This is a genomic window from Sodalis sp. RH20 (genome assembly GCF_047324205.1).
Lineage (GTDB): Bacteria > Pseudomonadota > Gammaproteobacteria > Enterobacterales > Enterobacteriaceae > Acerihabitans.
In genome coordinates this window covers 5,406,706-5,419,870 of sequence record NZ_CP178733.1, presented here as the reverse complement: position 1 = coordinate 5,419,870, position 13,165 = coordinate 5,406,706, and the positions used below count along the sequence as shown (strand labels likewise).

21 protein-coding genes are annotated in these 13,165 nt (G+C 54.3%); 5 read left to right on the top strand and 16 right to left on the bottom strand.

The genetic code is table 11. The features are described 5' to 3' along the window. The first annotated feature begins 14 nt into the window (after positions 1-14). The 5 genes from def to mscL all read left to right on the top strand — a co-directional run bounded on the left by def (position 15) and on the right by mscL (position 4,862). Positions 15-530, top strand: a complete 516-nt coding sequence (gene def, locus ACL2XM_RS24725) for a peptide deformylase (protein ID WP_410013289.1) — start codon at positions 15-17, stop codon at positions 528-530. 22 nt (positions 531-552) lie between these two features. Next, positions 553-1,500, top strand: a complete 948-nt coding sequence (fmt, locus tag ACL2XM_RS24720; RefSeq protein ID WP_413731855.1) for a methionyl-tRNA formyltransferase — start codon at positions 553-555, stop codon at positions 1,498-1,500. A gap of 82 nt (positions 1,501-1,582) precedes the next feature. Next, positions 1,583-2,908, top strand: coding sequence for a 16S rRNA (cytosine(967)-C(5))-methyltransferase RsmB (gene rsmB, locus ACL2XM_RS24715; RefSeq protein WP_410013287.1), 1,326 nt, complete (start codon positions 1,583-1,585; stop codon positions 2,906-2,908). Between the two features lie 10 nt (positions 2,909-2,918). After that, positions 2,919-4,295 (top strand): Trk system potassium transporter TrkA, encoded by a 1,377-nt coding sequence (gene trkA, locus ACL2XM_RS24710; protein WP_413721557.1) that lies wholly within the window; start codon positions 2,919-2,921, stop codon positions 4,293-4,295. A 108-nt stretch (positions 4,296-4,403) separates the two neighbouring features. After that, complete coding sequence (mscL, locus tag ACL2XM_RS24705) at positions 4,404-4,862, top strand: large-conductance mechanosensitive channel protein MscL (RefSeq protein WP_413721558.1); 459 nt, start codon at positions 4,404-4,406, stop codon at positions 4,860-4,862. Positions 4,863-4,927: 65 nt separating this feature from the next. Here the strand turns inward: mscL and ACL2XM_RS24700 are convergent, their stop codons facing one another. The 16 genes from ACL2XM_RS24700 to rpsN form a co-directional block, all read right to left on the bottom strand. Then, on the bottom strand, positions 4,928-5,182 hold the full coding sequence (locus ACL2XM_RS24700) for an alternative ribosome-rescue factor A (protein ID WP_410016714.1): 255 nt from the start codon (positions 5,180-5,182) through the stop codon (positions 4,928-4,930). A gap of 148 nt (positions 5,183-5,330) precedes the next feature. Continuing rightward, complete coding sequence (locus tag ACL2XM_RS24695) at positions 5,331-5,708, bottom strand: DUF1992 domain-containing protein (RefSeq protein ID WP_410013284.1); 378 nt, start codon at positions 5,706-5,708, stop codon at positions 5,331-5,333. 175 nt (positions 5,709-5,883) lie between these two features. Then, positions 5,884-6,279: a 50S ribosomal protein L17 gene (gene rplQ, locus ACL2XM_RS24690; RefSeq protein ID WP_132923640.1), complete on the bottom strand. Its 396-nt coding sequence runs from the start codon at positions 6,277-6,279 to the stop codon at positions 5,884-5,886. A 40-nt stretch (positions 6,280-6,319) separates the two neighbouring features. Further along, entirely contained in the window at positions 6,320-7,309 is a 990-nt protein-coding gene (locus tag ACL2XM_RS24685) for a DNA-directed RNA polymerase subunit alpha (RefSeq protein ID WP_162368674.1), read from the bottom strand. Between the two features lie 25 nt (positions 7,310-7,334). Further along, a complete protein-coding gene (gene rpsD / locus ACL2XM_RS24680) occupies positions 7,335-7,955 on the bottom strand; it encodes a 30S ribosomal protein S4 (RefSeq protein ID WP_011412065.1) in 621 nt (206 codons plus the stop codon). Positions 7,956-7,985: 30 nt separating this feature from the next. Further along, the gene (gene rpsK / locus ACL2XM_RS24675; protein ID WP_131867908.1) at positions 7,986-8,375 is read right to left on the bottom strand and encodes a 30S ribosomal protein S11; all 390 of its coding nucleotides are present in this window, start codon (positions 8,373-8,375) and stop codon (positions 7,986-7,988) included. A gap of 16 nt (positions 8,376-8,391) precedes the next feature. Continuing rightward, the gene (gene rpsM, locus ACL2XM_RS24670; RefSeq protein ID WP_162368675.1) at positions 8,392-8,748 is read right to left on the bottom strand and encodes a 30S ribosomal protein S13; all 357 of its coding nucleotides are present in this window, start codon (positions 8,746-8,748) and stop codon (positions 8,392-8,394) included. A 147-nt stretch (positions 8,749-8,895) separates the two neighbouring features. Next, positions 8,896-9,009 (bottom strand): 50S ribosomal protein L36, encoded by a 114-nt coding sequence (rpmJ, locus tag ACL2XM_RS24665; RefSeq protein WP_132923644.1) that lies wholly within the window; start codon positions 9,007-9,009, stop codon positions 8,896-8,898. A 33-nt stretch (positions 9,010-9,042) separates the two neighbouring features. Then, on the bottom strand, positions 9,043-10,374 hold the full coding sequence (gene secY / locus ACL2XM_RS24660) for a preprotein translocase subunit SecY (RefSeq protein WP_162368676.1): 1,332 nt from the start codon (positions 10,372-10,374) through the stop codon (positions 9,043-9,045). A 7-nt stretch (positions 10,375-10,381) separates the two neighbouring features. Beyond that, positions 10,382-10,816 (bottom strand): 50S ribosomal protein L15, encoded by a 435-nt coding sequence (rplO, locus tag ACL2XM_RS24655; RefSeq protein WP_162368677.1) that lies wholly within the window; start codon positions 10,814-10,816, stop codon positions 10,382-10,384. A 3-nt stretch (positions 10,817-10,819) separates the two neighbouring features. Next, positions 10,820-10,999: a 50S ribosomal protein L30 gene (gene rpmD / locus ACL2XM_RS24650; RefSeq protein ID WP_162368678.1), complete on the bottom strand. Its 180-nt coding sequence runs from the start codon at positions 10,997-10,999 to the stop codon at positions 10,820-10,822. A gap of 6 nt (positions 11,000-11,005) precedes the next feature. Next, entirely contained in the window at positions 11,006-11,506 is a 501-nt protein-coding gene (gene rpsE, locus ACL2XM_RS24645) for a 30S ribosomal protein S5 (RefSeq protein WP_162368679.1), read from the bottom strand. 14 nt (positions 11,507-11,520) lie between these two features. After that, on the bottom strand, positions 11,521-11,874 hold the full coding sequence (gene rplR / locus ACL2XM_RS24640) for a 50S ribosomal protein L18 (RefSeq protein WP_162368680.1): 354 nt from the start codon (positions 11,872-11,874) through the stop codon (positions 11,521-11,523). A gap of 9 nt (positions 11,875-11,883) precedes the next feature. Further along, on the bottom strand, positions 11,884-12,417 hold the full coding sequence (rplF, locus tag ACL2XM_RS24635; RefSeq protein WP_410013283.1) for a 50S ribosomal protein L6: 534 nt from the start codon (positions 12,415-12,417) through the stop codon (positions 11,884-11,886). A gap of 13 nt (positions 12,418-12,430) precedes the next feature. After that, entirely contained in the window at positions 12,431-12,823 is a 393-nt protein-coding gene (gene rpsH / locus ACL2XM_RS24630) for a 30S ribosomal protein S8 (protein WP_410013282.1), read from the bottom strand. Positions 12,824-12,856: 33 nt separating this feature from the next. Further along, on the bottom strand, positions 12,857-13,162 hold the full coding sequence (gene rpsN / locus ACL2XM_RS24625) for a 30S ribosomal protein S14 (protein WP_410013281.1): 306 nt from the start codon (positions 13,160-13,162) through the stop codon (positions 12,857-12,859). Between the last annotated feature and the right edge of the window lie 3 nt (positions 13,163-13,165).

Genomic DNA, 13,165 nt, shown 5'->3' with positions numbered 1-13,165 from the left:
AGATATAGACTCATATGCCAGTATTGCAGGTGTTACATTACCCCGACGAGCGGCTTCGCACTATTGCGAAACCGGTAAAAGAAGTTAACGACGCTGTTCGGCGTATCGTGGATGATATGTTTGAAACCATGTACGCAGAAGAGGGCATCGGCCTGGCCGCGACCCAGGTGGATATACATCAGCGGATTATCGTGATCGATGTGTCGGAAGACCACAACGAGCGCCACGTATTTATCAATCCCGAACTGATTGCCAAAAGCGGTGAAACCGGCATCGAGGAAGGCTGTTTGTCCATACCCGATCAGCGCGGTTTCGTACCCCGCGCGGAGAAGGTTACGGTGCGCGCGCTCGATCGCGACGGCAAGCCGTTCGAGCTGGAGGCGGACGGGCTATTGGCCATTTGCATCCAGCATGAAATGGACCATCTGGTCGGCAAACTGTTCGTTGATTACCTCTCGCCGCTAAAGCGCCAGCGCATCCGCCAGAAAATGGAAAAACTGGCCAAAATCAACGCCCGCGCCGAAAAATAACCGTCGCCATACAGGAATTAACGTGTCCGATTCTTTACGTGTCATCTTTGCCGGTACGCCGGATTTCGCCGCGCGCCATCTCCTGGCGCTGCTCGATTCCGCGCATCGGGTGGTGGGCGTCTTTACCCAGCCCGACCGCCCGGCGGGCCGGGGCAACAGGCTTACGGCCAGTCCGGTAAAAATTCTGGCGCAACAGCACCTGTTGCCGGTATACCAGCCCAAATCCCTGCGCCCCGCGGACAGCCAGCGCCTGGTGGCGGAGCTTGGGGCCGACATCATGGTGGTGGTGGCCTACGGACTGATACTGCCCCAGGCGGTGCTGGATATGCCGCGCCTGGGCTGCCTGAACGTCCATGGTTCGTTATTGCCGCGCTGGCGCGGCGCGGCGCCGATTCAACGCGCCCTGTGGGCGGGCGACAGCGTCACCGGCGTCACCATCATGCAAATGGACGCGGGCCTGGATACGGGCGATATGCTGTATCAATCAGCCTGCGACATAGAGCCCGGGGACACCAGCGCCAGCCTGTATGAAAAACTGGCTGCAATCGGTCCGCGGGCGCTGCTCGATACCCTGGCGCGCAGCGCCGCCGGCACCCTGGCGCCGGAAAAGCAGGATGAGAGCCTGGTAACCTACGCCGAAAAGCTGAGCAAAGAAGAAGCGCGCCTGGACTGGTCATGCCCGGCCGCTATGCTTGCGCGCTGCGTGCGTGCCTTTAACCCCTGGCCGATAAGCTTTTTTACCGTCGGCGGCCAGACCATTAAAGTCTGGCAGGCGGCGGCATTGGATTTACCGGCGCAGTCCGCCCCCGGCACGATTCTACACGCCGATAAAAACGGCATTCAGGTCGCGACGTCCAGCGGCGCGCTCAATTTGACGCTGCTCCAGCCTGCGGGAAAAAAGCCCATGGCGGCGCAGGATTTACTGAATTCCCGCCGTGAGTGGTTTACCCCCGGCGCCATCCTGGATTGATGCCTCCCGGCTACCGCCCGGCAATGCCAGCAATGGCGCGGGCGGTTTAATTGCGGCCACCTTCACTTTCCTTCGGTCAACTATGAATAAACGATATAACCTCCGCGCCATTACAGCAAAGGCGGTGTCCCAAGTGCTGGATCACGGCCAGTCGCTGAGCCAATTGCTACCGATGCTGCAAAGTCCTCTGGCCGATAAGGACCGCGCGCTGCTGCAGGAATTGTGCTTTGGCATTTTACGTACCCTGCCGCAGCTGGAATGGATAATCAGGCAGTTGATGGCAAAACCGCTGACCGGTAAACAGCGGCCGGTGCACTATCTGCTGATGGTCGGCATTTACCAACTGCTCTATACCCGCATCCCGCCCCATGCCGCGCTGGCCGAGACGGTGGAAGGCGCGGTAGTGCTGAAAACGCCGCAGTTGAAGGGCCTGGTGAACGGCGTGCTGCGTCAGTTCCAGCGTCAGCAGGAGGCATTGCTGGCAGCGTCCGCGCAAGAGGAAAGCCGTTTCCTCCACCCGTCCTGGCTGGTAAAACGTCTCCAGCAGGCATATCCCGCTCACTGGCAGGCCATTATCGAGGCCAATAACCAACGGCCGCCGATGTGGCTGCGGGTTAACCGGCTGCATCACAGCCGCGCGGCGTATCTCGCCCTGCTGGCGCAGGAGGGCATTGCCGCCAGCGCCCATCCAAGCCTGCCTGAGGCGGTTAAACTGGACGTTGCCTGCAATGTCGGCCGGCTGCCCGGCTTTGCACAGGGTTGGGTAACGGTGCAGGACGCGTCGGCTCAGGGCTGCGCGCTGCTATTGGCGCCGCAGGCGGGAGAGGATATTCTGGATCTGTGCGCCGCGCCCGGCGGCAAGACCACCCATATCCTTGAGCTGGCCCCCGACGCCCGTGTCACGGCGGTGGATATCGACCCCCTGCGTCTGGCGCGTATTGAGGAAAACCTGCAGCGCCTGGGACAGCGGGCCCAGGTGCTGGTGGGCGACGGCACCCGCCCTGGCGAATGGAACCAGGATCGGACCTGGGACCGCATACTGCTTGACGCCCCCTGCTCCGCCACCGGCGTGATCCGCCGCCATCCGGATATCAAGTGGCTACGGCGCGATCGTGATATCGGGGAGCTCGCGGCATTGCAGCGGCAGATCCTCACTGCGATCTGGCCGTTGCTTAAACCCGGCGGCACGCTGCTTTACGCGACCTGCTCAGTACTGCCCGAAGAGAACAGCGAACAAATCGGCGCCTTCCTGGCAAGCCACGCCGACGCCGTTTTGGTTGAAACCGGCGACGCCGACCACCCCGGCCGGCAATGTTTTCCCGCCGCAGATGACGGTGACGGCTTCTTTTACGCTAAGATGATAAAGAGTGACGCACCGGGCATATTGACCCGCACAGAATGGGCATGAAGAACCGACTATGAAAATAATAATCCTTGGGGCGGGACAGGTGGGCGGCACCCTGGCTGAAAACCTGGTGGGCGAAAACAACGATATCACCATCGTCGATACCAACCCGGCCCAGCTCCGCCAATTACAGGATAAATTCGATCTTCGCGCCATCCAGGGCCATGCCTCGCATCCACGGGTATTGCGTGAAGCCGGCGCGGAGGATGCCGACATGCTGGTGGCGGTGACCAATTCCGATGAAACCAATATGATCGCCTGCCAGATTGCCTATACGCTATTTAAAACGCCCAATCGTATTGCGCGCATCCGTTCGGCCGATTATATCCGCGAAGCCGCCAAGCTGTTTTCGCCCGAGGCGGTGCCCATCGATCATCTTATTTCCCCCGAACAATTGGTGATCGACAATATTTATAAACTGATCGAATACCCCGGGGCGCTGCAGGTGGTGAATTTTGCCCAGGGGAAAGTCAGCATCGCCGCGGTAAAAGCCTATTACGGCGGGCCGCTGGTGGGCAATGCCCTGTCCTCCCTACGCGAACATATGCCGCATATCGATACCCGCGTGGCCGCCGTGTTCCGCCAGGATCGCCCGATCCGCCCACAGGGATCGACGGTGATCGAGGCCGGCGACGAAGTGTTTTTTGTCGCCGCATCGCCCCATATCCGGGCGGTAATGAGCGAGCTGCAGCGCCTGGAAAAACCCTATAAACGCATCATGATTGTCGGCGGCGGCAATATCGGCGCGGGGCTGGCGCAGCGACTGGAAAAAGATTACAGCGTCAAGCTTATCGAACGCGACCAGCAGCGGGCGGCAGAGCTGGCGGAGCTGCTGCATGACACCATTGTATTTTTTGGCGACGCCTCCGATCAGGAACTGCTGGCCGAAGAGCATATCGAGCAAATCGATGTCTTCATCGCCATTACCAACGATGACGAAGCCAATATTATGTCGGCGATGCTGGCCAAACGCATGGGCGCTAAAAAGGTCCTGGTGTTGATTCAACGCCGCGCCTATGTGGATCTGGTGCAGGGCAGCGTGATTGATATCGCTATTTCGCCGCAGCAGGCCACCATATCGGCATTGCTGGGCCATGTGCGCAAGGCGGATATCGTCAGCGTGTCCTCCTTGCGCCGCGGCGTCGCCGAGGCCATCGAGGCTATCGCCCATGGTGATGAAAGCACGTCAAAAGTGGTGGGACGCACCATTGATGCCATCAAATTGCCGCCCGGCACTATTATCGGCGCCATCGTCCGGGGCGACGATGTCATCATCGCTAATAAAAACTGCCGTATCCAGCAGGGCGACCATGTAATTATGTTCCTGACCGATAAAAAATTCATTACCGACGTCGAGCGTTTATTCCAGCCCAGCCCGTTCTTTTTATAAAATGCCGGCGCACCGGCACGCCCAATTGCCACAAATTGTTAAAGATTCTGGTAAAAACAGCATCCTTTGTTAGACTTAATTTGTCATTAACCAAGAAGGAGCAAGCCTATGAGTTTCCTGCAGGAATTCAGAAAATTCGCCATGCGCGGCAATGTTGTGGACCTGGCAGTCGGGGTAATAATTGGTGCCGCCTTCGGTAAAATCGTCACGTCGCTGGTGGCCAACGTCATAATGCCGCCGCTGGGTTTATTGATTGGCGGGGTGGATTTCCGCTCGTTCGGGTGGGTGCTGAAACCCGCGCAGGGCGATACGCCGGCCGTGGTATTGCAATACGGTATTTTCCTGCAGAATGTCTTCGATTTCCTGATCGTCGCCCTGGCGGTGTTTTGTGTTATCAAGCTGATTAACAGACTGCATCGCAAGCATGAAGAAGCCCCGGCGGCGCCGCCGAAACCGAGCGCTGAAGAAACGCTGTTGACTGAAATCCGCGATCTGCTCAAGCAACAGAACCAGTCGGTCTCCGCCTCTTCCACCTCGCTGCCACCGCAGCAGCCGCCGACGCTTTAGGACGTGATTCCAGTCAGTGCTGTTTAAAGCGCGCAAAACAAAGCGGTGAGTTATAGCGGGTCAGGCTAGACAGACTTCCGGTGCTGGCAACGTTCAATAAGGAATGCGCCGCAAACCAGAAAGCCAGTGGTAACGTTACGCTTGATGACGTTACCACTGGCCTCCCAGTTTTGGGCCTTAGCGTTTTTGCCTTTACGACAATAGCTGCCCTTACCCTTCACATTTTTCTCACGGCGCTGGCGAAACAGCGGATCGTGCAAAAGCGCCGCGATGGCATTGTCGTTAATAGTGCCTTTGGTATGGCGGTATTTCTCAGTCATCATATCCTCGCTAAATGATTTGTTTGCCGGCAGTAATACCAGCAAAGAGCCAACCCCCGGTATAAACCCAGCCGGTAAGCTGTGGGCGATATTATAGCAAACCGTACCAAACGCGAGAGCGGAAAAATAAAATATGTTGCCGGCTGGTTTAGCCTTTGGCCGCAGCGCCAAAGCGCCGCCGCAGCTGGTCATGATAGCCTTGATGCAAAAAATCGGTGCTGACTCCCGCCAGCCGCAGCTTGATTTCCAGCAGTCGCAGCCGCGCGCTGATTTCCTCATGACGGGCATCCTGCGCGTCTATGCCCCGCAGCAGATCGCTTAAACGCAGCGCATCCTTGCGATCCTGTAGCTCCGCCGGCAGATAACCGGCATTTTTCAGCAGCCGGTAGCCTACCCGCAAATCTTCGGGCACGGCGCTGTCGTCATCAAGCGTAAGGGGCTGGCCGTATCCCGGCAGGTTATCAAACTCGCCCTTTTGCTGGGCCTGCTGGATATGCCGCTCCGCCAATTCATCCACTAACCACATAACAACCGCTCCCTCTACAGACAGGTCATTGATGAGCATAACGCATTGCCGTGCGGATGATAAGCGCCGGCGGCGCACCGCCACAAACGCCCGGCATCGCAGCGGCGGCCGGCACTTTGTACCGGCAATAAAAAACCCGGCCGGAGCCGGGTTTTGGACGCGTACACGGGGCAGATTACTCTGTGACCGCTTCCGCTGGAACTTGGGATTCTGCAGCACGATCTAACAGCTCAATATAAGCCATCGGCGCATTGTCACCTGCACGGAAACCACACTTCAAAATGCGAGTGTAACCACCGGCACGGCTCGCGAAACGCGGGCCAAGTTCGTTAAACAGTTTTGCCACGATCTCGTTATCACGAGTACGGGCGAATGCCAGACGACGATTTGCAACACTGTCGGTCTTGGCAAGTGTAATCAGCGGTTCAACAACACGGCGCAGCTCTTTCGCTTTTGGCAGGGTCGTCTTGATTATCTCGTGACGAACCAGAGAGCCGGCCATGTTACGGAACATAGCCTGGCGATGGCTGCTGTTACGGTTCAGTTGACGACCACTCTTACGATGGCGCATGACCTTATCCTTCTCAGTAAAACCTTACCCTGTGATCGGGTTATTCATCAGCAATACTTGCCGGAGGCCAGTTCTCGAGGCGCATGCCCAGAGATAACCCACGGGAAGCCAACACGTCTTTAATCTCGGTAAGAGATTTTTTACCAAGGTTGGGCGTTTTAAGGAGCTCAACCTCGGTACGCTGTACCAGATCACCGATGTAGTGGATGGCTTCTGCCTTAAGGCAGTTAGCAGAGCGGACAGTCAATTCCAGATCGTCAACTGGGCGCAGCAGGATCGGGTCGAATTCTGGTTTTTCTTCTTTAACTTCTGGTTGACGTACATCACGTAAATCAACAAAAGCTTCAAGTTGTTCAGCCAGGATGGTTGCCGCGCGGCGGATCGCCTCTTCAGGATCGATCGTGCCATTGGTTTCCATTTCGATGACCAGCTTGTCCAGGTCGGTACGCTGTTCAACGCGTGCAGCTTCAACATTGTAGGCGATACGCTCTACAGGGCTATAGCATGCGTCGACCAGCAAACGACCAATTGGGCGCTCATCTTCTTCCGAATGAATTCGGGCAGAAGCCGGCACGTAACCACGACCACGCTGAACTTTGATACGCATATTAATCGATGCGTTTTCATCGGTCAGGTGACACAGCACATGCTGCGGCTTGACGATTTCGACATCCCCATCATGGGTGATGTCGGCTGCGGTTACAGGGCCAATGCCAGATTTATTCAGAGTAAGGATAACGTCATCTTTACCTTGAACTCTCACCGCCAGCCCTTTCAGGTTGAGCAGAATCTCCAGGATGTCTTCCTGTACACCTTCTTTGGTGCTGTACTCGTGCAGTACACCATCAATCTCAACCTCGGTCACCGCGCAACCCGGCATCGACGAAAGCAGAATACGGCGCAGTGCGTTACCTAGGGTATGGCCGAAGCCACGCTCTAAAGGTTCAAGGGTCACCTTGGCGTGCGTCGAACTGACTTGCTCGATATCTACCAGGCGCGGTTTTAGAAACTCTGTCACAGAACCCTGCATTGTGTCCTCTCTTTGGTACTAAGCCTTACTTAGAGTAAAGCTCGACTATCAGGTGTTCATTAATGTCCGCAGACAGATCGGTACGTTCTGGAATACGTTTGAACACCCCTTCCATCTTAGCAGCGTCAACTTCAAGCCAGGTCGGCTTTTCACGCTGTTCAGCCAGTTCCAATGAGGCACGAACACGGGATTGCTTTTTCGCTTTCTCACGGATGCTTACAACGTCATTCGGAGTAACCTGGTAAGAAGCGATGTTGACAACACGGCCGTTTACCATGATCGCCTTGTGGCTGACCAATTGGCGTGATTCAGCGCGAGTAGCGCCAAAACCCATACGGTAAACAACGTTGTCCAGACGACCTTCAAGCAACTGCAACAGGTTTTCACCGGTATTGCCTTTAAGACGCGCTGCTTCTTTGTAGTAGTTGCGGAACTGACGTTCCAGAACGCCGTAGATACGACGGACTTTTTGCTTTTCACGCAACTGCACCCCGTAGTCAGACAGACGCGGTTTACGCGCGCCATGCTGTCCAGGAGGCTGTTCAATTTTACACTTGGAATCGATCGCACGAACACCAGACTTCAGGAATAGGTCGGTGCCCTCACGACGGCTCAGCTTGAGCTTAGGACCCAAATATCTTGCCATTTTCTTTCTCCAACTAACCTAGAAGCGGCGTTATACGCGGCGCTTTTTCGGCGGACGACAACCGTTATGGGGGATCGGAGTCACATCAGTAATATTAGTGATGCGAAAACCAGCCGCGTTTAACGCGCGAACGGTAGACTCACGGCCCGGACCAGGTCCTTTAACCATAACTTCCAGATTCTTGATGCCATACTCTTTCACTGCTTCAGCGCAACGTTCTGCTGCAACCTGCGCGGCGAAAGGAGTGGATTTACGAGAACCACGGAAACCGGAACCACCGGCCGTCGCCCAACCCAACGCATTACCCTGACGATCGGTAATAGTAACGATGGTATTGTTGAAAGACGCATGGATATGAGCCACGCCATCTGAAACTTGCTTTTTAACACGCTTACGTGCACGAACAGGTGCCTTAGCCATTATTTACTCACCCCGATTATTTCTTGATCGGTTTGCGCGGACCCTTACGGGTACGGGCATTGGTCTTGGTACGCTGACCGCGAACCGGAAGACCACGACGATGACGCAAACCACGATAGGTACCAAGGTCCATAAGACGCTTGATACTCAGGGTTACTTCACGGCGCAGATCACCTTCGACCACAAATTTAGCAACTGCGTCACGCAGCGTGTCGATCTGCTCTTCAGACAGCTCACTGATCTTAACATGTTCAGCAATACCCGCGGTTTCACAAATTTTTTGTGAACGGGTCTTACCGATACCGTAGATTGAAGTTAACGCGATCACGGTATGTTTTTGATCAGGAATGTTAATGCCTGCTATACGGGCCACTATGCACTCCTAAAAATTTAAACGGCAACACCATTCTGAAAAGCCCGTTTTCAGGATACTCAAACAATGTTGCGTTGACCTACAAAAGATTGGCTGGCTAATCTAGCCAGCTCAACCCAACTTTGCAAGAAAAAAATGCCGAATTTATCAGCCTTGGCGTTGTTTATGCTTAGGCTCGCTGCAAATTACGCGAACGACGCCATGGCGACGAACGATTTTGCAGTTACGACATAACTTCTTGACGGAAGCACGAACTTTCATTTTTACTCTCCGTAACTTCTCAAGCTGGCCGGATTAGCGGTTATAGCCTTTCAGGTTTGCTTTCTTCAATGCGGACTCATATTGACTAGACATCATCAGAGTCTGCACTTGAGCCATAAAGTCCATGATCACCACAACGACAATCAATAAAGATGTGCCCCCAAAATAGAAGGGAACTTTCATTGCGTCACGCATGAACTCCGGGATAAGGCAGATAAACGTAATGTACATCGCACCGACCAGGGTCAGACGGGTCATTACTTTATCAATATATTTAGCCGTTTGCTCTCCCGGACGAATGCCTGGTACAAATGCACCGGACTTCTTCAGGTTATCTGCTGTTTCGCGCGGGTTAAACACCAATGCCGTGTAAAAGAAACAGAAGAATATGATTGCAGACGCATAGAGTAACACATAAAGCGGTTGTCCAGGCTGTAAATACAGTGAAATCGCTGTCAGCCATCCCCAACCGGTACCGCCGCCGAACCATGATGCAATCGTGGCCGGAAACAGAATGATGCTGGAGGCGAAAATTGCCGGTATAACGCCGGCCATGTTCACCTTCAACGGCAAATGTGTGCTCTGTGCCGCATAAACACGACGCCCTTGCTGACGCTTGGCATAGTTAACGACAATACGCCGTTGGCCACGCTCGACGAAAACAACAAAAAACGTCACTGCAAATACGAGTACTACAACCAATAGCAACAGGAGGAAGTGCAGGTCGCCTTGACGAGCTTGCTCAATGGTATGGGCGATAGCCGGCGGTAAGCCCGCTACGATACCCGCGAAGATAATGATTGAAATACCGTTGCCGATACCTCGTTCAGTAATCTGTTCACCTAACCACATCAGGAACATTGTCCCCGTGACCAGGCTCACCACCGCGGTAAAGTAAAACGCAAAGCCCGGATTATACACCAGGCCCTGCATCCCCGGCATATTCGGCAAACCGGTAGCAATACCGATCGACTGGAATATACCTAATACCAACGTGCCGTAGCGGGTGTACTGGCTAATCTTGCGACGGCCAGCCTCACCCTCTTTCTTGATCTCCGCCAGCGCCGGGTGAACAACCGTCAGCAGCTGGATAATGATCGATGCCGAAATATACGGCATGATCCCCAAGGCGAAGATCGAAGCACGGCTGAGCGCACCACCAGAGAACATGTTGAACATTTCAATGATGGTGCCTCTCTGCTGTTCGAGCAATTTCGCAAGCACAGTGGCATCGATACCAGGAATCGGAATAAAAGAGCCGATACGGAAGACAATCAAGGCACCAACAACAAACAAAAGTCTGCGTTTCAGCTCGCCTAATCCGCCTTTAGCACTTTGAAAGTCTAATCCTGGTTGTTTGGCCATCTGCTACTTATTCCTCAATTGTACCGCCAGCAGCTTCGATTGCAGCACGAGCGCCTTTGGTGACACGCAGACCGCGCAGGGTTACTGCGCGATTGATTTCGCCGGAAAGCATGACTTTCGCGAATTCAATCTGGGTGCCAACAATGTTAGCGGCTTTAAGCGTGTTGAGATCGATAACCTCGCCTTCCACCTGCGCCAGCTCGGACAGGCGAACTTCCGCCGTGACCATAGCCTTGCGCGAGGTGAAGCCGAATTTGGGCAGACGACGGTATAAAGGCATCTGGCCACCTTCAAACCCACGACGTACGCCACCGCCAGAACGAGACTTCTGACCTTTGTGACCACGACCTGCGGTTTTACCGAGACCGGAACCGATACCGCGACCTACACGCCGAGGAGCGTGCTTGGAGCCCTCAGCCGGAGACAGAGTATTTAAGCGCATCTCTTACTCCTCAACTTTGACCATGTAGGAAACCAAATTGACCATACCGCGTACAGCAGGAGTATCCTCGCGCTCTACGGTGTGACCAATGCGACGCAGGCCCAAGCCAACCAAAGTTGCCTTGTGTCTCGGCAGACGACCGATGGAACTGCGCGTCTGAGTTATTTTAATCATCTGTGCCATGGTCAATTACCCCAGAATTTCTTCAACGGATTTACCACGCTTGGCAGCGACCATTTCGGGGGACTTCATGTTAGCAAGGGCATCGATAGTTGCACGAACCACGTTAATCGGGTTGGTGGAACCATAGGTCTTTGCTAATACGTTGTGGACCCCTGCGACTTCCAGGACGGCGCGCATTGCACCACCGGCGATAATACCGGTACCTTGGGAAGCCGGCATCATGAACACACGGGAACCCGTATGAGCACCTTTAACAGGATGCTGCAGGGTGCCGCTGTTCAGCGCGACATTCATCATATTGCGACGGGCTTTTTCCATCGCCTTCTGGATCGCTGCCGGAACTTCGCGTGCTTTGCCGTAGCCAAAACCTACGCGGCCGTTACCATCACCAACAACAGTCAGTGCGGTAAAACTAAAAATACGGCCACCTTTAACGGTCTTGGAAACGCGATTTACCGCGATAAGCTTTTCCTGCAGTTCGCCAGCTTGTTTCTCAGTGTGTGCCATCTTACACCTCTACCTTAGAACTGAAGGCCAGCTTCACGGGCAGCATCTGCCAGTGCCTGGACTCGACCATGATATTGGAATCCGGAACGGTCAAAAGCGACAATCTTGATGCCTTTTTCCAGAGCGCGTTCTGCAATAGTTTTACCTACAGCAGTCGCGGCATCTTTATTACCGGTACCCTTTAATTGCTCCGCGATAGCTTTTTCTACTGTAGAAGCGGCTACCAGAACTTCAGAACCATTCGGGGCAATGACCTGCGCATAAATATGGCGCGGGGTACGATGTATAACCAGGCGGGTTGCGCCCAGTTCTTGGAGCTTGCGGCGTGCGCGGGTCGCACGACGGATACGAGCTGCTTTCTTATCCATAGTGTTACCTTACTTTTTCTTAGCCTCTTTGGTACGCACGACTTCGTCGGCGTAACGGACACCCTTGCCTTTGTAAGGCTCAGGACGACGATAGGCTCGCAAATCAGCCGCAATCTGCCCAACAGCCTGCTTATCAGCGCCTTTCAGCACGATTTCAGTCTGGGTCGGGCATTCAGCGGTGATGCCTGCCGGTAAAACATGGTCGATGGGGTGTGAATAGCCAAGGGCCAAATTCACCACATTGCCTTTTACCGCGGCACGATAACCTACGCCTACCAGCTGCAGCTTCTTGGTGAAGCCTTCAGTAACACCGACAATCATTGCATGCAACAGTGCACGGGTCGTACCCGCCAGGGCCCAGCCATTCGCTTCGCCTTCACGAGGCACAAACGTCAGGTTGTTGTCCGCATAGTTAACATGAACAGCGTCGTGGATAGTACGACTCAGCTCGCCGTTTTTACCTTTGATCGAAATTTCCTGACCGTTGAGTTTTATCTCTACGCCGGCAGGAACTACGACATGTGCTTTTGCAACACGAGACATGTTTTCCTCCCGATTAAGCTACGTAGCAGATAATCTCGCCACCAAGACCAGCCTGGCGAGCCGCACGATCAGTCATGACACCTTTAGAGGTAGAAACAACAGCAATACCTAAACCGGCCATAACTTTCGGCAACGCATCTTTTTTCTTATAGATACGCAGACCAGGACGGCTGATACGCTGGATGGTTTCCACAACCGGCTTACCCTGGAAGTACTTCAGTACGATTTCCAGCGTAGGCTTGGTGTCGCCTTCGATTTTGAATTCTTCAATAAAGCCTTCTTCTTTCAGCAAATTGGCGATGGCCACTTTAAGCTTGGAGGAAGGCATGGAGACCGCTGTTTTGTTCGCGGTTTGACCGTTACGGATACGGGTCAGCATATCCGCGATCGGATCTTGCATGCTCATCTGTCTTTACTCCCGTGATTCAATTGGTGACAATTACCAGCTAGCCTTTCTCAGACCCGGGATTTCACCGCGCATGGCAGTTTCACGGACTTTGATACGGCTCAACCCGAATTTCCGCAGGAAAGCATGCGGACGACCAGTTTGGCGGCAGCGGTTACGCTGACGAGACGGGCTGGAATCACGCGGCAGAGTCTGCAGCTTGAGAACCGCATCCCAACGTTCTTCATCAGAAGAACCTACGCTTGAGATGATGGTTTTAAGTTCAGCGCGCTTTGCGAAGAATTTCTCAGCTAATTTCACGCGTTTGACTTCGCGTGCTTTCATGGATTGTTTAGCCATTAG